This is a genomic window from Bacillus sp. PAMC28748 (assembly GCF_014250415.1).
Classification (GTDB): Bacteria; Bacillota; Bacilli; order Bacillales; family Bacillaceae; genus Bacillus; species Bacillus licheniformis.
In genome coordinates this window covers 3,267,744-3,293,320 of record NZ_CP060192.1, presented here as the reverse complement: position 1 = coordinate 3,293,320, position 25,577 = coordinate 3,267,744, and the positions used below count along the sequence as shown (strand labels likewise).

Sequence of the window (25,577 nt, the reverse complement as noted above, 5' to 3'; positions counted from 1 at the left end):
GCTTTTTCATTGGGAACTGCTTGCTACAGAAACCGGATTTTTCATTTGGGGCTGTTCGATCCTCATGGGCCTCATCCTTTATTTGTCCGGCCGCAAAAACGCAGTGACACGCCGATTTTTGCCTCAACTCTAGTGTCAATCATTTTAGCGTGTTTCACAGTGACAATCGATGTTGTCACGAGTTCCGCGCCTTGATGATCACCGCTTGATTATATAAAAGGACATTTATATAATGGATGCAACATAACGTCTGCAAAACGCCTGATATTGGAGGAATGTCATGTCCGTACAAACAAAGCTTGATTCGAAAAGCACGGTGAGCTGCATGAAGATATTGAGCGATTCTACCCGACTCTTAATTCTGAAACTGCTTCAGGAGAAACCATATTGCGTCTGCCAGCTTGTCGATATGTTTGAAACAAGCCAGCCCGCAATCAGCCAGCATTTGCGAAAGCTGAAAAGCGCAAATATGATCAAGGAACAGAGAAGGGAACAATGGCGTTTTTATTCGCTTCATGACGACTTTCCGGAACGCGAATTGGTCCTTGCCGTTCTCAATCAGATCGATGCACACGACGAGGTTCTTCAAACCGTTAAAAGAAAAGAAAGACCCGTTTCGTGCAGTTAAAACAGAAGAGGGTGGACTGTTCCCTCTTTTTCATTTGCATTCCGAATATAAGCATTGACTTATATAACAATTTTATTATAAGATGTGTCCGGAGAGGAAACCTATGAAGGAGGCGTACACGCGATGACGACAGTCTTAGCCACTTTGATTTTTCTGCTGACGCTCACGCTCGTGATTTGGCAGCCGAAAAATCTATCCATCGGCTGGTCGGCCTGCGGAGGAGCGGTGCTGGCTTTAATTGCCGGAGTCGTCAATTTTCAGGATGTATTAGACGTAACGGGAATCGTATGGAATGCGACTTTGGCATTTGTTGCGATCATCATTATCTCCCTGATCCTTGATGAAATCGGATTTTTCGAGTGGGCCGCCCTGCACATGGCCAAGGCAGCTAAAGGAAACGGCATTCGGATGTTTGTCTATGTCACCCTGCTGGGAGCCGTAGTAGCCGCGCTGTTTGCCAATGACGGAGCTGCTTTAATTTTGACGCCGATTGTGCTTGCCATGGTACGCGCGTTAAATTTTCAAGAAAAGCTCGTTTTTCCTTTTATTATCGCAAGCGGATTTATCGCGGATACAACATCGCTGCCGCTTGTTGTCAGCAACCTTGTCAATATTGTCTCAGCAGACTTTTTCAACATCGGATTTATCGAATATGCAACAAGAATGATTGTTCCAAACCTGTTTTCGCTTATTGCAAGCATCATCGTGCTTTTTTTGTTTTTCAGAAAAAGCATTCCGCGGCATTATGACATGACAAATGTAAAACAGCCAGCGGAAGCGATTAGAGACAGGAAAATATTCCGCTTGTCATGGCTCATATTAGCCGTTCTGTTGGCCGGTTACTTTATCAGCGAGCTGTTCTCGATCCCTGTCTCGATCATCGCGGGCGTGATCGCCGTCATTTTCTTAATTACAGCGAAAAACAGCCCCGCGGTGCAAACGAAGAAAGTGCTGAAGGGAGCGCCTTGGGCGATCGTTTTCTTCTCAATCGGGATGTATGTCGTGGTATACGGTTTGAGAAACGCCGGCTTAACAGATGTTCTCTCACAGGTCATCCAGACCGTCAGCGATCAAGGGCTGTTTGCCGGAACAATGGGAATGGGCTTTATCGCAGCCATCCTGTCTTCATTAATGAACAATATGCCGACGGTGATGATTGATGCGCTTGCGATTCAGAATACCGATACACACGGGATTCTCAGAGAAGCGCTGATTTACGCCAATGTCATCGGCTCTGATCTCGGTCCGAAAATCACGCCGATCGGCTCCCTGGCGACGCTCTTGTGGCTTCACGTCCTTTCACTGAAAGGCGTAAAGATTTCTTGGGGAACCTATTTTAAAACAGGTGTCATTTTGACCATTCCAACCCTGTTCATCACGCTTGCCGGACTTTATGTGTGGCTGCTGATCATCCATTAAACATGATAGGAGACGATGACCAATGTCAAAAAAGACCATCTATTTTTTATGCACAGGCAACTCCTGCCGCAGCCAAATGGCTGAAGGCTGGGCGAAGAAACATCTCGGAGACGAGTGGAACGTCTACAGTGCAGGGATTGAAGCGCACGGTTTAAACCCGAACGCAGTCAAAGCCATGCGAGAAGCAGGCATCGATATTTCTGAGCAGACGTCCGATATCATTGATCCCGATATCTTACACAACGCAGACCTCGTCATTACGCTGTGCGGGGACGCGGCTGATAAATGCCCGATGACACCGCCGCACGTCAAGCGCGAGCATTGGGGTTTTGACGATCCCGCCAAAGCAGAAGGGACAGAAGAAGAAAAATGGGCATTCTTTCAGCGTGTACGCGATGAAATTGGAGAGCGGATCAAGCGATTTGCGGAGACAGGAGAATAAATGCAAAGCTCAGGTAACAATACCTGAGCTTTGCATTTATTAGAAACATATAAAAACACGTCTGCAACATATATTTTCTATAAAGAAAGAACGTACCCTAAGGCATGCGGCCGTTCATGTAAAAATTCAGAAATCAATGTACCGAGGAATTCTGTAAAATCCATTGCCATCAGCTTTTAAAAGAAAAGATGACCTGAAAAACTCGTCTTAAATGTTACTTGTTTTCTTCACCTAAAACTGCTGGAGAAGCGCATGACATTCTTACGTTTAATTCAGGGTCCATTTTTTGAGTTAATGGTATTGAGCCCGGCTCGCGAATAAGAGACAGCAGAGAATCGACCATTTTGTGAGCCAATTGATCGATTGGAACCCCTACGCTCGTCAGCGGGGTTTCAAGGCTTGCCATTTGAGGGATATTATCATAAGAAATTAAAGATAGGTCTTCGGGTATACTGAGCTGTTGTTCCTTTACGGCTCGTAAAATCCCTACACTGATATCGTAGCTTCCGCTAATGATTGCTGTAGGTTTTGGGGTTTGTTGTAATAGTTTTTTCGCAGCGGTATAACCGTTATACCAGCTTAACCCATTAGTATTTAAAATACTGTTTCGACTTAATTTCAAACCGGCTTCCATCATAACCTCTTCAAACCCTTTGCTTTTTTCAACCTGACGCTTGTCGGCAGGGGAGAGGTCGCCGACGTAGCTAATGTTTTTGTGGCCAAGTTGATACAGATACGCAACGGCTTTGTAAATTGCTTTTTTATGATTGACATCGATAATAGGATGTGTATGTTCACCTGACACTCCGTAAGATAAGATAGGAATAGTTAAGCCAGTATCATCACTAAGCTGAGTTTCGCCGCCTTCTTCAAAAATCATAATTCCATCCACGCGAAAACTCTTAAACAAATCCACTGCCTCTTTAGCTCTGTTAACAGATAAAATCATTGAATAGTTGTTCTTTTCGACCACTTCATTTATTTTAGTAACAAGTGCTGATAAAGCGATTCTTTCAATGGTAGGCCAGACAAGACCGATCGTTTGACTTTTTTTAGATGCCAAGCTTCTCGCTGCAAAATTCGGACTATACCCTAATTGTTCGGCAACTTGCAAGACCTTTTTCTTTGTATCCGGTTTTACAAGAGGGCTGTTTCTTAAAGCCTTTGAGACTGTTGAATAGCTTACTCCGGAAGCATTGGCGATGTCTTTAATGGTTACAGTCATTTTGGACCCTCCAAAACATCTTTAAAAATATAATATTGCAAATTTTCAAAAATAATTTTATGATAATAAATAACAACGTTGTTATTATAAATGATACATCATAAAATAACAATCATATACATCTTCCGAAGAAAATAACAACGTTGTTAAAGAATTTTTCGGATGATGAAGCAACGTTTATTTTTAACAACGTTGTTAAACTTATCGTAAAGGAGGAGATGTGTGAGAAAAACGATCATCTAATGCACTAAAATATTACACAAATTGTTACAGAACATAATTGGAAACGGGATTCAGGGGATAAACCGAAACATACAATGCAAAAATTTCACATATTCGTTCACTATTCGAGCGGAATTGTAAACGCTACCAAAAAAATATGGCGATGAAAGAAAACATGAATCGCAATCAATCATTGGTTAGAAAGCAACGGTTATGAGATTCAAGGAGGGTAGTTCATGAGAAATATGCTATCCGTGTTTTTTGTATGCGCTTTAATCTTTGGAATGCTTACGGGGTGTAAAAGCAGCGATGTAATAGGCGTCGATAAAACCGTAACGTTACGGCTTGCTCACAACCATAATGAGGAACACCCCATCCACAAGTCTTTACTCAAATTTTCAAAAGACGTAGAAAAGAAAACCAATGGCACCGTTAAAGTGCAAGTGTATCCAAATGCTCAGCTCGGTTCAGAACGTGAAGTGATTGAATTGACACAGACCGGGGCTGTCGATCTGGCTAAAGTAAGTGCAAGCGCTTTAGAAAGTTTTTCAGAGGTCTACTCCATCTTCAGCTTGCCTTATTTATTTGACAGCAAACATCATTTCTATGAAGCCATGGACAGTGATATTGCAAAAGAAATGTATGATACAACGAAAAACATAGGGTTTATTGGATTAACCTACTATGATGCGGGATTACGGAACTTTTACACAAAGAACAAACCGATTATGCACCCAAATGACCTTAAAGGTTTAAAAATTCGGGTGCAGCCGAGTGCTACAGCGATTCGAATGGTGGAACTCATGGGTGGAGCACCTACTCCAATGGCTTATGGAGAAGTATATACAGCATTGCAGTCAAGTGTAATCGATGGCACCGAAAACAACGAAATGGCTTTAACAAGCAGCAATCACGGGGAGGTGGCAAAAGAATATTCATACTCAGAACATGCAATCGTTCCGGATATTTTGATCATGAATTTGGACAAAAAGGATCAATTAAGCGAAGAACAGCAGAATGCGGTGATCGAAGCGGCGAAAGAGTCTACTGAGTATCACAAAATCGTTTGGGCTGAAGAAACTGAAAATGCGGTTGAGAAAGCAAAGGAAATGGGAGTGAAGTTCCACAAGCCAGACAAGACTCCATTCCGGGATGCGGTAAGCCCGCTTCATGATGAGTTTGCCAAAAAAGAATTGATCGGAAAATACTATAGGGAAATTCGTGCGAAAGCTAAAAAAGTAAAATGACTCTGGATGAATGAGCGACTCGAATATTTTTCGATAAGGGAGGGGTGTATATGCTAGCTTTAAAAAAAGCAGTGAATAAAACGATTGAATGTTTGACTTGCACACTAATGGCCATCATGGTTTTGGTTGCGATATGGCAAGTATTTACGCGCTATGTACTGAATTCTCCCAGTACGTTTTCAGAAGAATTTTTACGCTATTCACTGATATGGATTTCTATGTTAGGCGGTGCCTATGCATTTTGGAAAAAAAAGCACTTGGCGATTGAATTTATCGTTCGAAAACTTCCAATAAAAGCAGCTGTTTTCGTTCATACTTTCATTCAGATTCTTTTGATTGCTTTTGCTCTGATTGTGTTGGTGTTAGGAGGTTCGAAAGCAGTGATCACCACAATGGAGCAATCTTCAGCAGCATTAGGGATACCGGTGGGATTTGTTTATCTATCACTTCCTGTTGCAGGCATACTCATCATTGGATACAGCTTGGCCGGTTTATATGAATCTTTACATGAATTCAATTCAAAACAAAAGTCAGGTGATGATGTAAAAAAAGCAGCAAAGATGTGACTGAGGCTTTTTGAAAACTAAAAAAGAGGTGAAATGATATGGCCATAGCAGCCGGTCTCATTTTATCGGCGGTATTCTTCATATTGTTGTTTCTCGGCGTTCCGATTTCTGTAAGTATTGCGGCGGCATCCATTGTAACAATGCTTACCATTTTTCCTTTTGATGTTGCCATTTTCACTTCGGCGCAAAAAATGGTCACTGGAATCGACAGCTTTGCTTTATTAGCGGTGCCGTTCTTCATTTTATCAGGCATTATTATGAATAATGGCGGTATTGCAATGCGGCTCATTAACTTCGCAAAATTGATCAGCGGCAGGCTGCCCGGTTCTCTGGCCCATACAAATGTTGTCGGAAACATGTTATTCGGTTCCATTTCCGGTTCGTCTGTAGCTGCTGCTGCTGCAATCGGCGGGGTCATGTCGCCGCTTCAAGAAAAGGAAGGATATGACCGGACTTACTCTGCCGCAGTAAATATTGCTTCAGCACCAACTGGTTTGCTTATTCCGCCTAGCGGTCTTTTGATCATTTTCTCATTAGTCAGCGGCGGAACATCTGTTGCCGCTTTATTTATGGCGGGCTATTTGCCGGGAATCTTGTGGGGGCTGGCTACGATGGTTGTCGCCTGTATGATTGCAAAAAAGAAAAAATACCCTGTTGCGCCAAAGATTACGATTAGTCAAGGTTTTAAAGTGCTTCTCGATGCGATTCCAAGCCTGTTGCTCATTGTAATCGTAATCGGGGGTATTATCGCCGGTGTATTTACAGCAACTGAAGGAGCAGCAATAGCGGTGGCTTATTCCTTATTGTTGTCGCTCTTTTATAGGACATTGAAATGGAAACAGCTCCCCAAAATGCTGCTGGAAACGGTAGAAATCACAGCCGTTATTATGTTTTTGGTTGGGACATCAACGATGCTGTCATTGGTCATGGCGTTTACAGGCATACCGACGGCAATCAGCAATGGAATTTTAGGGATTACAGATAACCCAATTTTGATCCTGCTGATGATGAATATCATCTTATTAATAATCGGTACATTTATGGACATCACTCCGGCTGTACTAATTTTCACTCCAATCTTTCTGCCAATTGTTGAAAGCTTTGGCATGGATCCCGTGCATTTTGGAATTATGATCGTATTTAACCTTTGTATCGGCAATATCACTCCTCCTGTAGGAAGTGCTCTGTTTGTAGGATGCAGCATAGGTAAAGTTGATATTGAACGAGTGGTTAAACCGATTCTGCCATTTTATGCTGCGATCATGATCGTCCTTTTAATTGTTACCTACATTCCACAAATCAGCTTAGTGTTGCCTCAATTATTTGGACTTTAAGACAGGAGGCGTCTGTTTAATGTCAATTAAAGAAACCTATATGTTTACATTTATGAAAGAAGAGAATAATGTGCTGGATTTTCATTTGAATGACGGTCATGCACATGCGAAAATATTCATTCTTGAAGAAGATATAATTCGGATTTTGCTGACGGAGGGAGAAGCGTTAACGCTTGAAAAAACGTGGAGTGTCGCGCCTGGACAGATCGATGTGCCATGGGAGGGACGCCATCGTTTAGACATGAGCGGATTTACATTGCCTCAATACGAATTCCAGCAAGTCAAAGATGTTTTTATCGTGAAAACCGGCAAGGTCAAGCTTCATGTTCAATTGAACGGCTTTAGGATCAGCTGGTTTTATCACAATGGTTCTGAATGGATCAATGTTGCAAACGATCGGCAAACACAAGGGTATAATTTTGAAGGGGCTTTTGGAAAGGGCGTGTACCATTATTTACAACGCGATGTCCAGGAACAATATTTTGGATTTGGCGAGAAAACGGGAAACGTCGATAAACACGGGAAACGCTACCGGATGTTAAATATCGACGCGATGGGGTACGACGCAGAGCGGTCAGATCCGCTATACAAACATATCCCATTCTATATTACACGTCATAAGAAAACAGGCATCTCCTATGGAATGTTCTATGATAATCTATCAGCTTCCATTTTTGATATGGGTTCAGAGCTTGATAACTATCATGGACTGTACCGCTATTATCAGGCCGAAAAGGGGGATTTAGACTACTACTTCATAGCCGGTCCGAAAATAAAAGATGTAGTCGAAACATTCTCTTGGCTGACAGGCAAAACGATCTTGCCGCCAAAATGGAGCCTGGGCTATTCAGGCTCTACGATGAGCTATACCGATGCTCCAAATGCACAAGAACAATTAAAAAATTTCGTTCGTCTTTGTGAAGAACATGATATGTTATGCGATTCGTTTCAGTTATCGTCAGGATACACATCTATCGGTGATAAACGTTATGTCTTTAACTGGGATGAGATCAAAATTCCTGCTCCAAAAGAGATGGTGCAACACTTCCATGAGAAGGGCGTCCGTTTATGCGCCAACATTAAACCGTGTTTGCTAAAGGATCATCCGTACTTTGATGAACTACAAGAAAAAGACATGTTCATTGTAAACAGAGAAACACAAAAACCGGAAATGGCCCAATTTTGGGATGATATCGGAGCTTATTTAGACTTCACGAAGCGCCAAACGTTCGACTGGTGGAAGGCTCAAGTAACAGAAAAGCTGTTGGAATACGGAATTGATTCAACTTGGAACGATAATAACGAATTTGAAATATGGAGTCAAAATGCCAAGTGTCACGGCTTCGGCAAAGAAGTGGAATTTGAACTGATCCGAGCGCTTCACCCGCTTTTGATGATGAAAGCGTCTTTCGAGGCGCAGCTAGAATACAACCCGGAATTACGCCCGTACCTGATCTCAAGATCCGGCTGTCCCGGCATGCACCGTTATGCACAAACTTGGACCGGTGACAACCGAACAAGCTGGAAAACATTAAAATTTAATATTAAAACTGGCATCGGTTTAAGTTTATCAGGCATTTACAATTTCGGCCATGATGTCGGCGGATTTTCAGGACTGGCCCCTGAACCGGAGCTATTCGTAAGATGGGTGCAAAACGGTATCATGCATCCGAGATTTACCATTCATTCGTGGAACGATGACGGGACAGTTAATGAACCATGGATGTTTCCAGAAACAATCGATGAAATCCGTGAACTCATTAAGTTTAGACATAAGATCATCCCTTACATTTACACCGCGCTATATGAGGCGCACGAACATTATCAGCCGATCATTCGACCGACATTTTATGATTTTGAACATGATGAGAAAACATTTGAAGAGAACGATGAATTTATACTTGGTGAATCTTTGCTCGTTGCATCTGTCGTCGAAAAAGGAATGACGGAGCGGGAAGTATATTTACCGAACCATGAAAAAGGCTGGTATGATTTCCATACGGGAACATGGTATGAAGGAGGGAAGACAGTCGTTCTGCCGGCACCATTACATTATACTCCGCTATTAGCGAAAGCGGGAGCGATCGTTCCGGTAAATGATGCAAAAGTGACATTCCAAACAAAGAACCAAGATGAAAGAGGATTTTTGTTATTCCCATTCAAAGGAAAAGGAAAATCGACTTATCGTTTGTATGAAGATGATGGGTTAACAAATGAATATACTCATACATTTGCCTTTATACATGTCGATATGGAGACAACAGAAGACGGGATCAAACTTTCAATACAAAAGGAAGGAACATACGAGTTATCGTATGATCAACTCACTTTTCACGTACCAAATGGAGAAAAGAGAAAACTGATCGTAAATGGCACAGAACTGGAAAGCAAAAACGGAGCGTTTTTTTACAGTTTGCCGTGTGATTAAAAGATTAAGGCCACATGATGAAGATGTTTCCATTAATTCGAGCAGGAATCTTTGTCCGCGGTTACATCCCGGCCAGCTGAATTTTGTCATCGAGCACGATACATGAATCATGATCATGAAAATTTTATGTAAGCGGATACTAATCGGCAAATTCTTTGAAAAAAATCGTTCCAATATATTGTTATTTCATGCGAAATGATGATATCGAATGTTAAATAATAAGAGGGAAGAGGATGGGGGAACCATGCAAATGACGTTTCGATGGTATGGAGACAGCGACCCGGTCACATTAGAGTATATTCGCCAAATTCCCGGCGTTACTGGAATTGTTTCGGCCATTTATGATATTCCTGTAGGGGAAGCATGGCCTTATGAGAAAATTGTAGAGTTAAAAGAAAAAATTGAAAATCATGGTTTATCGTTAAGTGTCATTGAAAGTGTACCTGTCCATGAAGATATTAAATTAGGTCTTCCGACAAGAGATCAATATATTGAAAACTATAAAACGACGATACGCAACTTGGCAAAAGCCGGTGTTAAAATCGTTTGTTATAATTTCATGCCGGTCTTTGACTGGACCCGTTCTTCTTTAGACTATGCACTAGAAGACGGTTCTACAGCATTAATTTATGAAGAAGAAAAAGTTAGACAAATGAATCCATTACATGGTGAACTAAAACTTCCCGGTTGGGACACAAGCTATGAAGATGGACAGCTAAAGAATCTTTTTCAACAATATCAGCACATGACGGAAGAGGATTTATGGGAAAATCTTTCGTATTTTATTAAAGCGGTTATACCGGCGGCAGAAAATGAACAAGTCAAAATGGCGATTCACCCGGATGATCCGCCATGGCCTATCTTTGGACTGCCTCGAATCATAACGAACAAAGAGAATTTGGAGCGATTGATTCATCTCTATGACAGCTCCTTTAACGGTTTGTGTTTATGCAGCGGGTCACTGGGTGTGAAGTCAACAAATGATATTCCGGAATTGATTCGTTATTTCGGAAAAAAAGGAAAAGTTAACTTTGTGCACCTGAGAAACATTAAGATCATCGGGGAAAAGTCATTTCAAGAATCCTCCCACCGTTCAGAAGACGGTTCTTTAGATATGTATGAAATCGTAAGAGCATTAAGAGATATAGATTTTGCCGGACCAGCCAGACCGGATCATGGAAGGATGATTTGGGGAGAGACCGGAAAACCGGGTTATGGTTTATATGACCGGGCGCTTGGTGCAGTGTATTTAAATGGAATGTGGGAAACATTGACGAAAGAAAAGAAGCGGATAGCCTTAGAATGCAATAAATGAACAAGCACTAACTAAAATGCAGAGACGAGGGATAAATGTGCAGATTCCTTTTCATGTCAACTTGAAAGATAAGGTGGCTGTAGTGACAGGTGGAAGCGGCATCTTATGCAGCGGTTTCGCTAAAGCATTAGCTCAATGCGGTGCAAAAGTAGCAGTAGTCAGCCGAAGAGCTGAATCGGCAGACAGAGTAGCGAGAGATATCCAAGAAAACGGAGGCGAAGCACTTGCCGTTACAGCAAACGTCCTTGATAAACAAAGCCTTGAACAAGCGAAACAACTCATTAACAGAACATTCGGCAGATGCAATATCCTCATTAACGGAGCAGGCGGCAATCATCCAATGGGAACAACAGATAAAGAATATTTATATAAAAAAGACTTGAATACTAAAGAATTGACTACGTTTTTTGATTTAGAAATAGAGGGTGTAAGGTCTGTATTGGATTTAAACTTTCTTGGTACACTGTTAACCACTCAAGTATTTGCAAAAGACATGGCTGATCACGACGGAAATGTGATCGTTAACATCTCATCCATGAACGCCTATACGCCGCTGACGAAAATTCCCGCCTACAGCGGTGCAAAAGCGGCCGTCAGTAACTTTACACAATGGCTTGCTGTGCATATGTCAAAAGTCGGAATTCGTGTCAATGCCATTGCCCCAGGCTTTTTTCTTACCGCCCAAAATAGGAGCCTATTGCTCAATGAAGACGGAACATATACGGAGCGAGCACAAAAAATTATCAACCAGACGCCGTTGGATAGATTTGGGGTTCCGGAAGATCTAATCGGAACGTTATTATGGTTGGTAAGCGATAAAGCCTCGCGATTTGTCACTGGAACCATCATACCGGTCGATGGAGGATTCTCCGCCTATTCTGGAGTATAACTAACGGGGTTAGCTCCAAAAAGCTGATTTTCAACACTGATAAAAATCCCAATTTCTCTGTGTCACATTGAGAAATTGGGATTTATTATTTCAACTTTTCCGTTTTACAAACAAGAAGATAAACAACATTTTTGTATGATCTGCCATGCTGGAAACAGGAGGTTTTCTGCTGCTACGTAATACAAAACCATCGCAAATAATATGCATTGTTTTGTGATGGTTTGACAACAGTGTTATAACTGTTTATATTGTATATATACAGTTATAACGAATAGAGGGATGTCATGCTTTGAATATCATCATTTCAAATTCATCTGATGAACCGATTTATTTGCAGATCGTCAACCAATTAAAAGATCAAATCGTCAAGGGAGAACTCTCAGAGTCAGAGGCGCTCCCGTCGATCAGAAACCTGGCCAAAGAGCTTAAAATCAGCGTAATTACAACAAAAAGAGCCTATGACGAGCTGGAGAGAGAAGGGTTTATCGTCACAGTCGCGGGAAAGGGCTCGTATGTCGCAGCCATTAACAAGGACATGCTGCGGGAAACAAAAGTCAAATTAATCGAAGAACACATAGCAGAAGCCGTTACTGAAGCGAAACAAATCGGCTTTACATACGAAGAACTCCAAGAGATGCTCAAACTGGTTTATGAGGAGTGGTAAAAGTGACCAGCATACTGGAATTAAAGAATGTAACAAAACACTATCAAGATTTCTCTTTAAAAAACATCAACTTCTCGCTTGAGAAAGGTTATATTATGGGTTTTATCGGCCCGAACGGAGCCGGAAAAAGCACGACCATCAAGCTGATCATGAACCTGATCAAAAAAGACGAAGGGAACATCAGCATTTTCGGTCTCGACAATGAAAAACACAATATCGAAATCAAGCAGAGAATCGGCTTTGTATACGATGAAAATCATTTTTACGAAGAACTGACACCAAACGAAATGAAAGGAATCATCAGACCGTTTTACAAAAAGTGGGACGAAGCTGTTTTTCAGCGGTACGCAAAAGACTTCCAGCTCCCTTTAAACAAACAGATCAAAAACTTGTCAAAAGGGATGAAGATGAAATTCTCATTGGCGGTCGCGCTTTCCCATCATGCCGAATTATTGATCATGGATGAACCGACATCAGGACTGGATCCGCTTGTCAGGTCCGAGCTCCTCGACGTGCTGCAAACATTGCTGCAGGACGAGAACAAGTCGATTTTCTTTTCGACGCATATTACCTCTGATTTAGAAAAAGTAGCGGACTATATTACTTTCATTCATAACGGCCGGCTCGTGCTGAGCAAGACAAAGGATGAGCTGTTGGAGGAGTACTGCATTGTGAAAGGAGACCTCGATACGCTGCGCAAAGGGAACGAAGACGCCTTAATCGGCATCAAGAAAAACCGCTATGGTTTTGAAGCGCTCTCCAGAGATAAGCGGGAAGTCGTTCAGCATTTCGGGGATTCCGTCATGATAGAAAAACCCACTTTGGAAGATATTTTGGTATTTTCAACCGGCAGGAGTGATCATCGTGTATCATCTAATTAAAAAAGATATTTTAATGCAGAAAAGGGCAATGAAGCTATCGCTGTTATTGATGATTTTTTTCACTTTTACATTGTCGCAGCTTGAGCTTGTCGGATATACGGTCGCTGTATTGGCTGTCACGTACCAGCTGGCATTAGGCGCAAGCTCCTTGGAAGACAAAAACAACAGTGACAAAATCCTGATCAGCTTGCCTATTAAAAGAAACATCATCGTATTATCGAAATATGTATCGGTTTATGTCTATGCGGCTTATGCCATTCTCTTCTATTCTTTGATCAATGCGGTCGGACATTTGCTGCACTTGCCGCTTGATTTCCCATTGACATTTTCAGGAGCGATGGGTGCTGTTGTGGCTGTCACTTTATTTAGCTCGATCTCATTTCCGCTGATTTTTAAGTACGGCTATTTGAAGTCCAAAATGGCTAATATCCTCATATTTTTCTTCATTATTTTTGGAGGAACAGCCTTTTTTAAATTTATAGACGCGGACGAGAACCTTGCATTGAGCCAAAAATTAACGGCTTTTCTGAGCGGAATGTCAAATGCGGGTACATTCATCCTTTTGGTTGGTGTACTGCTCGTGATGATCTCCGTTTCATACGCGATATCGCTCAGCTTTTATAATAAAAGAGAATTTTAATGTTTAAGGATCGGCGGGAGCAGCACCGTTGATCCTTTTTCCGTTGCTCAGAACCGTGCGGCTGTTTTCATTCTGCCGTCTGCTTTTCTCTTTCCCCTCACTATCATCTATTATAAAAAATTCCTATAAAAGAAAAATTTCCGAGTTGATTAAAAGCATTTTTTCCGGAAGTTTCGGTAAAAAACGAAACTTTTGGCCCTTTTATTTCACTGTATAATGTAAACGGTTACGTATATAGTATACTTATACTAACATTTCTTTTAAGTGAAACTGACGGGAAGGATAGAAAAACAGGTGAGAGAGATATGAATACGAGGCAAAAAGACATTCTGAATCTGTTGTTATCTGAACCTGATGACTATTTAGTCGTACAAGATTTCGCAGACAGGGTAAAGTGTTCTGAAAAAACGATCAGAAATGATCTGAAAACGATTGAAGACTATCTCAATCAGCATTCTGATGCTCAATTAATTCGCAAACCGGGATTGGGCGTTTATTTGAATATTGAAGATCAAGAAAGAGTCCGTTTAAGCCGGCAATTATATACCGAACATCACGCCGCACAGCAGCTACCCGATGAAGAAAGAATGCTGCAAATCGCTTATCAGCTATTAATGAATCCAAAGCCGGTTTCTGCAAAAGAAATGGCTGCCGAGCATTTCTTGAATAAGTCTTCCATCAAAAGGGATTTGAATAAAATTGACGTTTGGCTGAAGCGGTTTGGCCTCACACTGGTATCCAAGCAGCGCCTCGGTTTAAAGATCGAAGGAAGTGAAAAAAATAAGAGAAAAGCGCTGGCGCGCATCTCGGAGTTGATTGACAACCCGGAGTTTACAAGCCGATTTATTAAAAGTAAATTTTTAAGCCATGAAGTGGAATTTGTTAAAAGTGAGATCAGATCATTGCAAAGGCGGCATTCTTTATATTTCACTGATGAAACGTTCGAAAATTTACTGTTGCATACATTGCTGATGATCCGCCGCATCAAAATGAAACAGCCGATCACCATTTCGCCGGGGGAAATCGATGCAGTCAAAAAGAAAAAAGAATTTCAGTGGACGTTTGCCTGTTTAAAACGGCTGGAAGCTGTTTTTGCGATCCGCTTTCCTGAAGAAGAGGCCGTCTATTTAACATTGCATATATTAGGCGGAAAAGTTCGCTACCCATTTGGAAAAGAAGGGGACAGCGGACTGGAAAACCCTTTGCTTCCAAAGGTTGTCGAATATTTAATCAATCGCGTATCAGAGTTGAAAATGATGGATTTCCGCGAGGACCGGGTTTTGATCAATGGATTGAAAGTTCACCTTAATACCGTTTTAAACCGGCTGAGCTATGACCTTTCCGTATCAAATCCGATGCTCAATGATATCAAAAAAATGTACCCTTATCTGTTTCATATTGTCATTGATGCTCTTGAAGACATCAACCAAACGTTTTCACTTTCGATTCCCGAGGAAGAAGCCGCCTATCTGACATTGCATTTCCAAGCGGCGATCGAGCGCTTCAGCTATGGAAAAGACAAGCATAAAAAAGCGATCATCGTTTGTCATATGGGCATCGGAATGTCACAGCTGCTGCGGACAAAAATCGAACGGAAATTCCACCAAATTGCCGTGATGGACTGCATCGCGAAAGCAGATTTGGCGGACTATACTGCAAGATATAAAGATATCGAGCTTGTCATATCAACGGTCAGCCTGGAGGATTTATCAATTCCTCATATTGTTGTATCACCGCTGCTCGAGTCGGCTGATGAGAAAAAGCTCAGCGACTTTATGGATCAGCTCGGTGAATCGACCCGCCAAAAACAAAAAACGTTTAAAGTGCTGAACGACACGACTCCTTTTCTCGTTTTCTTGCAGCAAGAGTCAGAACACCGCTACAAGCTGATTGAACAGCTGGCAATCGCTTTATACGAGAAAGGCTATGTGGAAAAAGAATATGCCGTACACGCCGTCTTGAGAGAGAAAATGTCGGCGACAAACATCGGAGCGGGCATCGCGATTCCCCACGCGAACGCCAAATTGATTAAACAATCAGCCATTGCGATCGCCACATTAAAGGAGCCGCTTGACTGGGGCTCTGAAAAAGTATCGCTCGTCTTTATGCTGGCTGTCAAACATGAGGATCAAAACATGACAAAACAATTGTTCCAAGAGCTGTCCAGCTTAAGCGAGCAGCCGGCCTTCATCCAAAAGCTGACGAAAGAAACAAATGTGATGAAGTTCTTATCTTATTTGGATTATTAAAAGCGGGGCGCTGACCTTTATCAAAATTCAATTAGAAGGCCTTTATCACTTCATTTCCACCGTGCCGCCCAACTGAAAAAACATCATATCTTTTTCTAAAGGTAGGGTTTCCTAATGAATTATGATGAAGCACAACATCTACATATTAGTTACAATAAAAAGGGATTAGATCTTGAAGCGGTAGGATTAAAACGCCTAGATATCGATGTGTGGGACGTGTATTTTAACTTTCAGGATCATGGGATAGATGAGCCACCTTTGAGTTTTTCAAAAATCGATCCATTCGGTTGCAATATACTTTCAATAACAAGCAAAGATTTAAAGATTAATGAGGCTACTCAATACTTCGAACTTTGGATTAAACATGAGTTATATAAAGATCTCTAATTTATAGCTCCCCACTGAAAAAGAAGTGGAGTTTTATAGTGCAAGTAGACCGTTGAGAAAGAATAAACACATTAGCAATAGGGAAAGGAGCATTCCAAAAAATGAAACACAATCATTAGGATGATGATATAATCAATAGAAAGGGATGGACGAATTGGATAATCAAGTTTTGCAAGCGATCTACGAAATGCAAAAGGAAATGAAAGAAGACTTCAAAAGCGTAAACGAGCGGTTAGATACAATCAACAAAACATTAACACGCATAGAGGAAAACGATCCTGAAAAAGTCATATCCATGCTTAAACTAATCAATAAGAAACATTGAACGTGATCATAGATACAACGACAAGAAGTTCTCTGAGCTTGAAAGAAGGATTCATGAGTTAGAGGAACGATTAAATAATTATTCTGTATTATAAAAAGAAATGATGAAATCTGTTTCAGTATCAACGAATATATCGTCTATTTCGGCGTCCTTTATAATCTTTTGAAATATTTGTCCAGAGCCATGAATTAGTGAGGAGTAGATTTCTTTCTAATTCAACAGGTTTGGACACTTTTTTATTTCTCCAATAGGATGATTAATTTTTCACAATGAAACGAGCTGAATACTGGTTGATGAAGAGCATAGAAATTGTTACTTTTTTTGTCTAGTTTCTGTATAACAAGCAAAAGCTGAAAAAGAGAAAGAAAAGGTGTCCTGATGGATGTCTTTTTATTTTGAATTTGAAGGTGAAAAACATTGCGGACACCGGAAAAAGAGTCTGCCGAGATGGTACGAAAAAAGCAGGCCGCCCATCTGCTTAGTCTGTCTTAGCTTTCTTCCATCTACTCTTAATAATCACCATAAACAAAATGTGAATCAATACAACGATGATATTATACTTAGGGTCAATTTTTACAAAGACGGTATTAAGAGTCATCACTAGAACCATGAGAATTGTTGCGATCCACCATATAAACTCATACTTTTTATCATTCTGATCTTTGCTCTTTTTACGTTTAACCAGGTCAAAATGCAAACAAGCAGCCACAAAAACCACTAAAACAATTGTTGTCACAGGGAAAGAAAAGTTTGATTTTATGTTATACATTATAACTGCCCCTAAAGCCCCGAATATAAAACTAATAAGTAATCTCATCATTGATATCATACCTTTCTTAATTTTTTATTAAATCATAATCAGAGCTTTCGGGCACTAGGAATGAGATATTTTTTAAAGAAGCATCCCCATTTCATCAATACCATCAGATATTTTCTTTTCACTGGGGTTTTCTTCGAATACCCTCATCAAAATAACCTTCATAAAGAGGATGTCCTATGTTTACACCCCCTCGACAAATTTCAGCTCCCTATTGCAATACGGCACATTTTTTTCAAATTCAGTCCCATATGTTTTTACAAGTCGCCGCTCACTGCAGTCCTGCTTTAAAAAAACCGATTTTTCCGGAGCCTGCGGTAAAAAACAACGCTTTTACACGCACGTTTTTATTATAAAGTAATGACAAGAGCTGCTCACTACTTTAGTTTCAGAAGGAGGATTCGCATGAAACTGTTAGCGATTACATCATGTCCAAACGGCATTGCCCATACGTATATGGCTGCGGAAAATTTGCAAAAAGCGGCCGATCGAATGGGCGTTCAAATGAAAGTCGAAACACAAGGCGGCATCGGGGTGGAAAATGAGCTGACCGAGCAGGAAATCCGCGAGGCTGACGCGATTATTATAGCCGCAGACCGCTCGGTCAACAAAGACCGTTTTATCGGAAAAAAACTTCTGGCTGTCGGTGTTCAGGAAGGCATCCGAAAACCGGAAGAATTAATACAAAAAGCGATCGGCGGCGATATACCTGTCTATCGTTCGGCTGTGAAAACGGAAGCCTCCGCTCAAACGGAGAAAAAGCAAAATCCGATTTACAGGCATTTAATGAACGGTGTATCGTTTATGGTTCCTTTCATTGTCGTCGGCGGATTATTGATTGCGGTCGCATTGACGCTTGGAGGCGAAAAGACGCCGAAAGGGTTAGTGATCCCTGATGATTCTTTTTGGAAAACGATTGAGCAAATCGGGGCAGCCTCATTCTCATTCATGATCCCGATTTTAGCCGGTTACATCGCCTACAGTATCGCCGATAAACCGGGGCTTGTGCCGGGAATGATCGGCGGATACATCGCAGCGACGGGAAGCTTTTACGGCAGCGGGAGCGGTGCAGGGTTCCTCGGCGGCATTATCGCGGGCTTTCTAGCCGGATATGCGGCGCTGGCCATCAAAAAATTAAAAGTGCCAAAAGCCATACAGCCGATCATGCCGATCATCGTCATACCGGTGGTTTCCTCGCTCATTGTAGGCTTGGCGTTCGTATTGCTGATCGGCGCGCCTGTCGCGCAAATCTTTGAATCATTGACGGTTTGGCTGGCTGGTATGCAGGGCTCAAGCTCGATTCTGCTGGCATTAATTTTAGGGGCGATGATCTCATTTGATATGGGCGGCCCCGTCAATAAAGTGGCATTCTTGTTTGGCTCGGCCATGATCGGTGAAGGCAACTATGAAATTATGGGACCGATCGCCGTCGCCATTTGTATTCCTCCGATCGGGCTTGGAATCGCAACGTTTTTAGGGAAAAGAAAATTTCAGGCGCAAGAAAGAGAAATGGGAAAAGCAGCATTTACAATGGGATTATTCGGCATTACTGAAGGCGCCATCCCGTTTGCTGCACAGGATCCGCTCCGCGTCATACCAAGTATTATGGCGGGTTCAATGACAGGTTCCGTGATCGCCATGATCGGTAATGTAGGGGACAGAGTCGCCCACGGCGGACCGATCGTAGCGGTGCTTGGCGCTGTCGATCATGTGTTGATGTTCTTTATCGCTGTTATTGCCGGATCCCTGGTTACCTCTCTTTTGGTCAATGTGCTCAAAAAAGAGGTCACAGCTGCACCCGCAGGGATAAGTGAAGCTGCTGCAGGGAACGACATTCCCCAACCGAACATCGAAATCGAAGCGGAAAGCAAAAAAATCGAAAAGCCGGAAATTACAAAGCTCACAGACATCATCGATACAGATTTGATCGAACCTCATTTGTCAGGAGATACGAGAGACGACATTATTGATGAAATGATCCAAAAATTGTCCCGGAAAGGCGTACTGCATTCAGAAAGCGAATTTAAACAAGCTATCATCAATCGCGAACTTGAGGGTACAACGGCGATCGGTATGAATATCGCGATCCCGCACGGGAAGTCTGATGCCGTCAAGAAGCCGAGTGTAGCATTCGGCATTAAACGTTCGGGCGTAGACTGGAGGAGTCTTGACGGAACTGACGCCAAACTGATTTTTATGATCGCCGTCCCGAAAGAAAGCGGAGGAAACGAGCATCTGAAGCTTCTGCAAATGCTCTCCAGAAAACTGATGGATGACACCTACCGGGACAAGCTTCTCTCTGCCCAAACAAAAGAAGAAGCATACAAACTTCTGGATGAAATCATCTAAAAAAGGAGGACGCCCGTCATGACTGAACCGTTATTTTTCGAGCCTGTTTTTAAAGAAAGAATATGGGGCGGAACGGCTTTAGCCTCTTTCGGCTATGACATTCCATCCGAACAAACAGGGGAGTGCTGGGCTTTCGCCGCACATCAAAATGGACAAAGCGTCGTGAAAAACGGCTTGTATAAAGGGCTCACATTAAGCGAATTATGGGATGAACACCGTCATTTATTCGGACATATAAAGGGAGACCGCTTTCCTCTTTTGACAAAAATTTTGGACGCCGACCAAGACCTATCCGTACAAGTGCATCCAAATGATGAATATGCAAAGCTGCACGAAAACGGGGAGCTTGGAAAGACGGAATGCTGGTATATCATTGATTGCAAGGAAGATGCGGAGATCATTTACGGCCACCATGCCAAGACGCGGGAAGAACTGGTCTCAATGATCGAAAACGGAAAATGGAATGAGCTTTTGCGCCGCGTCAAAGTGAAGCCGGGAGATTTCTTCTATGTGCCGAGCGGAACCGTCCATGCGATCGGAAAAGGCATTTTGATTTTGGAGACGCAGCAGAATTCTGACACAACCTACAGACTATATGATTATGACAGAAAAGACGCTGAAGGAAACCTGCGCGAGCTCCATTTGCAAAAAAGCATAGAAGTGATCGACGTTCCGTCTTCCCCTGATCGCGAAACCGTTCAATACGAAACATCGGGCGACGTCAAGACTGCCGCACTGATTGATTGTCCTTATTTCTCATTAGAAAAATGGGATGTAAAAGGATCGGCCTGTTTCAAACAGGATAAACCGTTTCTTCTTGCCAGCGTCATAGAAGGGGAAGGGCGCATCGCATCTGGCGGCCATAACTTTTCATTTAAAAAAGGAGATCACATGCTGCTGCCCTGGGGCTTTGGAGAATTTACGCTCGCCGGCCATGCGGAATGTATCGTCTCAAGCTTATCAATTGAATAAACGATCAGCGGCGCCCTTTCTGAACAGACCATAAAACTATGGTCTGTTTTATTTTTGCAAAAAAAATAATCTCGACTTGCCAAGACGTGTTCACAGAGGGCTGACAATGCATATTCCCAAGCTTTCACAAGTAAAATAGAGTAAACCAAAAAACATTTGGAAATCTTCCAATTATTTGATAAGCTGATATTAAAAGCTTCATATCTTTCATCAGCTGCACTGCCCGGGACTTTTCGCGGAACAGCTGCTTCATGAAACAAAAAGGCGGTCCTATGTTCCGGCGTCTGGCAAGAAAAGCCTGCTAAATGACCGAAACAACCGTGCCCTTCATAATTGGTTGGTCCTTATCTGGATGAGAAAAGGAGACGATGATTCGTATCAGCAAAAATGTAAGCGGATTCATCGTCTTTTTATCTCGGTTTATCACTCTTTTTAGCGGAAGCGAGGAGGTAAGCAATGGGGAAAGCAAAACTTCGATGGAATGAACCCTTGATTTCTCAACACGAATCGGCTGCTGAAGGATTTACACCGGAAGATTTCACAGAGGAAGATCGACTGATTTCAAAAACGACAGAATCATTTGTCAAAAACGAAGTCATGCCCCTTCTTGAATCGATTGATCAGCAGGATCACGAAAGCGTGAAAAAATTGTTTCAAAAAGCAGGAGAGCTCGGTTTGCTCAGTATCGAAGTTCCGGAGGATTGCGGCGGCCTTTCACTCAGCAAGAAGCTTTCCGGGTTGGTGGCAGAGAAAATGGGAGCCGGCGGATCGTTCAGCGTCTCCTTTAATATTCATGCGGGAGTCGGGACACTGCCGTATATTTATTATGGAACAGAGGAACAAAAACAAAAATACCTTCCAAAACTGGCATCGGGCGAATGGATCGGAGCATATGCTCTGACAGAGCCGGGCGCAGGATCGGATGCTTTAAACGCAAAAACGACAGCCGTCTTGAATAGGGAAGGGACAGCCTGGATTTTAAATGGGGAAAAGCAGTGGATTACGAACGCGCAAGTAGCTGATGTATATGTTGTCTTTGCAAAAACGGCGGAAGGCATGACAGCATTTATCGTCGAACGCTCGTTTAAAGGTGTTTCCATCGGACCTGAAGAGAAGAAGATGGGAATCAAAGGGTCTTCGACAGCAACCTTAATCTTGGAGGAAGTCGAGGTGCCAAGCGACAATGTTCTAGGTCATATCGGGAAAGGTCATCACGTCGCTTTGAACATTTTAAACATGGCCCGCTTAAAGCTCGCGTTTTCGAACATTGGAACGGCAAAACAAGCATTGAACCTTGCTGTTAGCTACGCCAAACAGCGAAAGCAATTTAACAAGCCGATCATCGGTTTTTCAATGATTCAAGAAAAGATTGCCGACATGGCGGTCTCGATTTTCGGCGCGGAAAGCGCTGCTTACAGAACGGCAGATTGCTTGGACAATGTTTTAGATTCGGCTCTCCCATTAGACGATAGACTGAGAAAACTCACAAACTATGCATCCGAATGTGCGATCAATAAAGTTTACTGCTCCGAAATCCTCGGCCGGATCGCAGACGAAGCGGTGCAGATTCATGGCGGCTACGGATACATGCAGGAGTACGAAGTCGAACGATTGTACCGGGACGCGAGGATCAGCCGGATTTTCGAGGGGACAAATGAAATAAACCGCTTAACGATCGCCAAACTGCTCATGAAAGAAGTGCAGCAAAACGGCATCTCAGAGCCGGAAGCTCAACTAGGCAGCGAGGGAAATCGAAACCGGCGATTTATTCAGCTGTCCAACAGGCTTTTCGGCAAGACACTGAAAGCGCTTATCCGCTCTCGCGTGAACACTCAAGAAGATCAGGAATACGCACGGCTTCTCGCCGACATGAAAAAAGAAATCTATGTGATGGAATCCGCCGCCCGCCGAACCGAAAAAGCTAGGCAAATATACGGTGGTGAAAAAGCACGGTTGAAAGAAATGATGACGAATGTCATTTGTGAAGAAGGCTACCGCAGAATCGAAGAGATGGCGGTGACCGCCTTATCAAGCATAGCATCTGATGAAGCCGAAAGAAAACTCGCATTTGAAGAGGCTCGCAGCCTTTCTTTGCCTCTTTTCAGCAATCTGTTTACTCAAAAACGCGAAATCGCAGAAAAAATAGCCGCTCATGAAAAATATACGGTGTGATCGGAGGGAAACTGTTTGAAAAAAATCGGATTTATCGGTTTGGGCAATATGGGTCTGCCAATGTCGAAGAATCTGCTTCAGGAGAACTTTACGGTTTATGGAATGGACCTTAACAAAGAAGCTGAATTGGCCTTGCATCATGCAGGAGGAACGATCGGGATTTCAGTTGAAAAAATGGTTGAAGAGTGTGACGCCATCCTCACAAGCCTTCCTTCCTCAAACGCTGCAGAGGAGGTTTTTCTGGAAAAAAAAGGGCTCGTACACCTGGCTGAACCGGGCGTCCTCCTGATCGATACAAGCACGGTCGCTCCTGAACTGAATATCCGAATTGCGGAGGAAGCGAAAAGCAAAGGTATCGATTTTCTTGCGGCGCCGGTCAGCGGCGGTGTGATCGGGGCGGTCAACCGGACGCTGACCTTTATGGTCGGGGGTCCGAAGTCCGTTTTTGATAAAGCGTTGCCTGTTTTCAATGCATTGGGCGAGAATATTTTTCATGTGAACGAAAACATCGACAGCGGAACGAATACAAAGCTGATCAACAACCTCTTAATCGGTTTTTATACAGCCGGCGTCAGTGAAGCCTTGCACCTTGCCAAAAACAGCAATCTCGACCTCGACCAATTGTTTGAGATGCTGAACGTCAGCTATGGGCAGAGCCGGATCTATGAGCGCAACTATAAAAGTTTCATAGCGGATGAAAACTATAAACCTGGCTTTTCTTTGAAGCTGCTGCTGAAAGACCTTGGCTTTGCATTGGATTTGGCTGAGAAGAACAACGTTGAACTGCCGGTGAGCAAGATTCTCTTCGGCATTTACGAAGAAGCCGATCAGAACGGATACGGGGAAAAAGATATGTCTGTTTTATACAAAAAAATAAGCGAACAGAAGACAACTTATCAGTAAGGAGAGGTGAGAAATCAAATGATCACAACCAATGCAAAAAAAATGATGAACCATATCGACGGGGAATGGGTCAATTCTCTAGGTGCGGAATCGGAAGAAGTCGTCAATCCTGCAAACGGAAACGTCATCGCTTATGCGCCTCTATCTGTGAGAGCGGATGTAGATCGTGCCGTGCAGGCTGCCAAGCACGCTTATCAGACCTGGTCGCTTGTGCCCGTCCCCAATCGGGCAAGGCTTTTATACAAGTATTTACAGCTTCTCCAGGAGCAAAAAGAACAATTGGCAGACATTATTACGACGGAAAACGGCAAAACGTTAAAAGACGCCCGCGGCGAAGTGCAGCGGGGAATCGAAGTTGTTGAGCTTGCGACAGCCACACCTACTTTAATGATGGGAGAATCCCTGCCCGCGATAGCCGGGGGCATCGACGGATCGATTTGGCGCTATCCTTTGGGAGTCGTCGCCGGCATTACGCCGTTTAACTTTCCAATGATGGTTCCCCTGTGGATGTTTCCGCTCGCCATCGCCTGCGGAAACACGTTCGTCCTGAAACCTTCGGAACGGACTCCTATTCTTGCCGGGAAGCTTGTTGAGCTGTTCTATGAAGCCGGGTTTCCAAAAGGTGTGTTAAACCTCGTCCATGGAGGAAAGGATGTTGTAAACGGAATATTGGAGAACGATGATATTAAAGCCGTCTCCTTCGTTGGTTCAGAACCGGTCGCAAAATATGTGTATCAAACGGGCACAGCCAACGGGAAACGCGTTCAGGCGCTGGCCGGCGCTAAAAACCATGCGATTGTTATGCCGGATTGCCATCTTGAAAAGACTGTTCAAGGCATCATCGGTGCGGCATTCGGCAGCAGCGGGGAACGCTGTATGGCCTGCTCCGTTGCGGCGGTCGTTGATGACATCGCCGATGACTTCATGGAAATGCTCGTCTCTGAAACACGGAAGCTGAAGACAGGAGACGGCAGATCCGAGGATCACTTTGTCGGCCCGCTGATCCGCGAAGTCCATAAACAACGCGTCCTTGACTATATCGACAGCGGTATAAAAGAAGGGGCCGCACTCGCCGTAGACGGACGCAATCCGGATGTTCGAGAAGGATACTTTGTGGGAGCCACGATTTTCGATCATGTGACACCAGAGATGAAAATCTGGCAGGACGAAATCTTTGCACCGGTCTTGAGCGTCGTCCGTGTACAAGATCTTGACGAGGGGATCGAGCTCGCCAATCAATCCAAGTTTGCCAACGGCGCTGTCATCTACACATCGAGCGGGAAAAGCGCCCAGCAGTTCCGCGACAAAATCGATGCCGGAATGATCGGCGTCAATGTCAACGTCCCGGCTCCGATGGCGTTCTTCTCCTTCGCAGGGAACAAAGCCTCTTTCTATGGAGATCTTGGGACAAACGGAAAGGACGGCGTCCAGTTTTACACGCGTAAAAAGGTCGTCACCGAACGCTGGTTCTAATCCTTAACATAAGGCTCCCTCTCATGCACA

22 protein-coding genes are annotated in these 25,577 nt (G+C 43.1%); 20 read left to right on the top strand and 2 right to left on the bottom strand.

Annotated features, from left to right (window positions below):
* Positions 1-280 precede the first annotated feature (280 nt).
* The 3 genes from H7F26_RS16925 (at position 281) to arsC (ending at position 2,489) form a co-directional block, all read left to right on the top strand.
* Entirely contained in the window at positions 281-628 is a 348-nt protein-coding gene (locus H7F26_RS16925; protein ID WP_003182415.1) for an ArsR/SmtB family transcription factor, read from the top strand.
* Between the two features lie 123 nt (positions 629-751).
* Positions 752-2,047 (top strand): arsenical efflux pump membrane protein ArsB, encoded by a 1,296-nt coding sequence (locus H7F26_RS16920; protein WP_003182413.1) that lies wholly within the window; start codon positions 752-754, stop codon positions 2,045-2,047.
* Positions 2,048-2,069: 22 nt separating this feature from the next.
* Positions 2,070-2,489 carry an arsenate reductase (thioredoxin) gene (gene arsC / locus H7F26_RS16915; RefSeq protein ID WP_003182412.1) on the top strand — a complete coding sequence of 140 codons (420 nt, stop codon included), beginning with the start codon at positions 2,070-2,072 and terminating at the stop codon, positions 2,487-2,489.
* A gap of 214 nt (positions 2,490-2,703) precedes the next feature.
* Here the strand turns inward: arsC and H7F26_RS16910 are convergent, their stop codons facing one another.
* A complete protein-coding gene (locus H7F26_RS16910) occupies positions 2,704-3,714 on the bottom strand; it encodes a LacI family DNA-binding transcriptional regulator (RefSeq protein ID WP_003182409.1) in 1,011 nt (336 codons plus the stop codon).
* A 458-nt stretch (positions 3,715-4,172) separates the two neighbouring features.
* On the opposite strand from H7F26_RS16910, the gene H7F26_RS16905 reads away from it, so the two are divergent.
* The 12 genes from H7F26_RS16905 (at position 4,173) to H7F26_RS16850 (ending at position 16,861) form a co-directional block, all read left to right on the top strand.
* Positions 4,173-5,183 carry a TRAP transporter substrate-binding protein gene (locus H7F26_RS16905; protein ID WP_003182407.1) on the top strand — a complete coding sequence of 337 codons (1,011 nt, stop codon included), beginning with the start codon at positions 4,173-4,175 and terminating at the stop codon, positions 5,181-5,183.
* Positions 5,184-5,233: 50 nt separating this feature from the next.
* Positions 5,234-5,749: a TRAP transporter small permease gene (locus H7F26_RS16900; protein WP_003182406.1), complete on the top strand. Its 516-nt coding sequence runs from the start codon at positions 5,234-5,236 to the stop codon at positions 5,747-5,749.
* Between the two features lie 38 nt (positions 5,750-5,787).
* Positions 5,788-7,083 (top strand): TRAP transporter large permease, encoded by a 1,296-nt coding sequence (locus H7F26_RS16895; protein ID WP_003182404.1) that lies wholly within the window; start codon positions 5,788-5,790, stop codon positions 7,081-7,083.
* 19 nt (positions 7,084-7,102) lie between these two features.
* The gene (locus tag H7F26_RS16890) at positions 7,103-9,511 is read left to right on the top strand and encodes a glycoside hydrolase family 31 protein (RefSeq protein WP_061876355.1); all 2,409 of its coding nucleotides are present in this window, start codon (positions 7,103-7,105) and stop codon (positions 9,509-9,511) included.
* 244 nt (positions 9,512-9,755) lie between these two features.
* Positions 9,756-10,826 carry a mannonate dehydratase gene (gene uxuA, locus H7F26_RS16885; RefSeq protein WP_003182399.1) on the top strand — a complete coding sequence of 357 codons (1,071 nt, stop codon included), beginning with the start codon at positions 9,756-9,758 and terminating at the stop codon, positions 10,824-10,826.
* A 37-nt stretch (positions 10,827-10,863) separates the two neighbouring features.
* Positions 10,864-11,715, top strand: a complete 852-nt coding sequence (locus H7F26_RS16880; protein WP_009328139.1) for an SDR family oxidoreductase — start codon at positions 10,864-10,866, stop codon at positions 11,713-11,715.
* A 289-nt stretch (positions 11,716-12,004) separates the two neighbouring features.
* Positions 12,005-12,379 (top strand): GntR family transcriptional regulator, encoded by a 375-nt coding sequence (locus H7F26_RS16875; protein WP_003182395.1) that lies wholly within the window; start codon positions 12,005-12,007, stop codon positions 12,377-12,379.
* A gap of 11 nt (positions 12,380-12,390) precedes the next feature.
* Positions 12,391-13,260 (top strand): ABC transporter ATP-binding protein, encoded by an 870-nt coding sequence (locus tag H7F26_RS16870; protein ID WP_196757926.1) that lies wholly within the window; start codon positions 12,391-12,393, stop codon positions 13,258-13,260.
* Positions 13,244-13,900, top strand: a complete 657-nt coding sequence (locus H7F26_RS16865; protein WP_003182390.1) for an ABC-2 transporter permease — start codon at positions 13,244-13,246, stop codon at positions 13,898-13,900. The genes H7F26_RS16870 and H7F26_RS16865 overlap by 17 nt, the downstream gene beginning before the upstream one ends.
* 305 nt (positions 13,901-14,205) lie before the next feature.
* Positions 14,206-16,149, top strand: a complete 1,944-nt coding sequence (locus H7F26_RS16860; protein ID WP_003182388.1) for a mannose transport/utilization transcriptional regulator ManR — start codon at positions 14,206-14,208, stop codon at positions 16,147-16,149.
* A 114-nt stretch (positions 16,150-16,263) separates the two neighbouring features.
* Complete coding sequence (locus tag H7F26_RS16855; protein ID WP_003182387.1) at positions 16,264-16,536, top strand: DUF3986 family protein; 273 nt, start codon at positions 16,264-16,266, stop codon at positions 16,534-16,536.
* A 145-nt stretch (positions 16,537-16,681) separates the two neighbouring features.
* Positions 16,682-16,861, top strand: a complete 180-nt coding sequence (locus H7F26_RS16850; protein ID WP_003182385.1) for a hypothetical protein — start codon at positions 16,682-16,684, stop codon at positions 16,859-16,861.
* Positions 16,862-17,339: 478 nt separating this feature from the next.
* On the opposite strand, the gene H7F26_RS16845 is transcribed toward H7F26_RS16850, so the two are convergent.
* Positions 17,340-17,681, bottom strand: coding sequence for a hypothetical protein (locus H7F26_RS16845; protein ID WP_003182383.1), 342 nt, complete (start codon positions 17,679-17,681; stop codon positions 17,340-17,342).
* 402 nt (positions 17,682-18,083) lie between these two features.
* Here H7F26_RS16845 and H7F26_RS16840 point away from each other — a divergent pair, with 402 nt between their 5' ends.
* The 5 genes from H7F26_RS16840 (at position 18,084) to H7F26_RS16820 (ending at position 25,547) form a co-directional block, all read left to right on the top strand.
* Positions 18,084-20,027, top strand: a complete 1,944-nt coding sequence (locus H7F26_RS16840) for a PTS fructose transporter subunit IIABC (RefSeq protein ID WP_003182381.1) — start codon at positions 18,084-18,086, stop codon at positions 20,025-20,027.
* Between the two features lie 18 nt (positions 20,028-20,045).
* Entirely contained in the window at positions 20,046-20,999 is a 954-nt protein-coding gene (gene manA / locus H7F26_RS16835) for a mannose-6-phosphate isomerase, class I (protein WP_185855196.1), read from the top strand.
* Positions 21,000-21,455: 456 nt separating this feature from the next.
* Positions 21,456-23,171, top strand: coding sequence for an acyl-CoA dehydrogenase family protein (locus H7F26_RS16830; protein WP_009328144.1), 1,716 nt, complete (start codon positions 21,456-21,458; stop codon positions 23,169-23,171).
* A 15-nt stretch (positions 23,172-23,186) separates the two neighbouring features.
* Positions 23,187-24,074 (top strand): NAD(P)-dependent oxidoreductase, encoded by an 888-nt coding sequence (locus tag H7F26_RS16825; protein ID WP_185855195.1) that lies wholly within the window; start codon positions 23,187-23,189, stop codon positions 24,072-24,074.
* An 18-nt stretch (positions 24,075-24,092) separates the two neighbouring features.
* Positions 24,093-25,547 (top strand): CoA-acylating methylmalonate-semialdehyde dehydrogenase, encoded by a 1,455-nt coding sequence (locus tag H7F26_RS16820; protein ID WP_003182372.1) that lies wholly within the window; start codon positions 24,093-24,095, stop codon positions 25,545-25,547.
* Positions 25,548-25,577: the final 30 nt, after the last annotated feature.

Excerpts from the sequence above, each read along its gene's own strand:
- H7F26_RS16925 (WP_003182415.1), top strand. The coding sequence starts at position 281 with ATGTCCGTACAAACAAAGCTTGATTCGAAAAGCACGGTGAGCTGCATG.
- H7F26_RS16920 (WP_003182413.1), top strand. The coding sequence starts at position 752 with ATGACGACAGTCTTAGCCACTTTGATTTTTCTGCTGACGCTCACGCTC.
- arsC (WP_003182412.1), top strand. The coding sequence starts at position 2,070 with ATGTCAAAAAAGACCATCTATTTTTTATGCACAGGCAACTCCTGCCGC.
- H7F26_RS16910 (WP_003182409.1), bottom strand. The coding sequence starts at position 3,714 with ATGACTGTAACCATTAAAGACATCGCCAATGCTTCCGGAGTAAGCTAT.
- H7F26_RS16905 (WP_003182407.1), top strand. The coding sequence starts at position 4,173 with ATGAGAAATATGCTATCCGTGTTTTTTGTATGCGCTTTAATCTTTGGA.
- H7F26_RS16900 (WP_003182406.1), top strand. The coding sequence starts at position 5,234 with ATGCTAGCTTTAAAAAAAGCAGTGAATAAAACGATTGAATGTTTGACT.
- H7F26_RS16895 (WP_003182404.1), top strand. The coding sequence starts at position 5,788 with ATGGCCATAGCAGCCGGTCTCATTTTATCGGCGGTATTCTTCATATTG.
- H7F26_RS16890 (WP_061876355.1), top strand. The coding sequence starts at position 7,103 with ATGTCAATTAAAGAAACCTATATGTTTACATTTATGAAAGAAGAGAAT.
- uxuA (WP_003182399.1), top strand. The coding sequence starts at position 9,756 with ATGCAAATGACGTTTCGATGGTATGGAGACAGCGACCCGGTCACATTA.
- H7F26_RS16860 (WP_003182388.1), top strand. The coding sequence starts at position 14,206 with ATGAATACGAGGCAAAAAGACATTCTGAATCTGTTGTTATCTGAACCT.
- H7F26_RS16855 (WP_003182387.1), top strand. The coding sequence starts at position 16,264 with ATGAATTATGATGAAGCACAACATCTACATATTAGTTACAATAAAAAG.
- H7F26_RS16850 (WP_003182385.1), top strand. The coding sequence starts at position 16,682 with ATGGACGAATTGGATAATCAAGTTTTGCAAGCGATCTACGAAATGCAA.
- H7F26_RS16845 (WP_003182383.1), bottom strand. The coding sequence starts at position 17,681 with ATGATGAGATTACTTATTAGTTTTATATTCGGGGCTTTAGGGGCAGTT.
- H7F26_RS16840 (WP_003182381.1), top strand. The coding sequence starts at position 18,084 with ATGAAACTGTTAGCGATTACATCATGTCCAAACGGCATTGCCCATACG.
- manA (WP_185855196.1), top strand. The coding sequence starts at position 20,046 with ATGACTGAACCGTTATTTTTCGAGCCTGTTTTTAAAGAAAGAATATGG.
- H7F26_RS16830 (WP_009328144.1), top strand. The coding sequence starts at position 21,456 with ATGGGGAAAGCAAAACTTCGATGGAATGAACCCTTGATTTCTCAACAC.
- H7F26_RS16820 (WP_003182372.1), top strand. The coding sequence starts at position 24,093 with ATGATCACAACCAATGCAAAAAAAATGATGAACCATATCGACGGGGAA.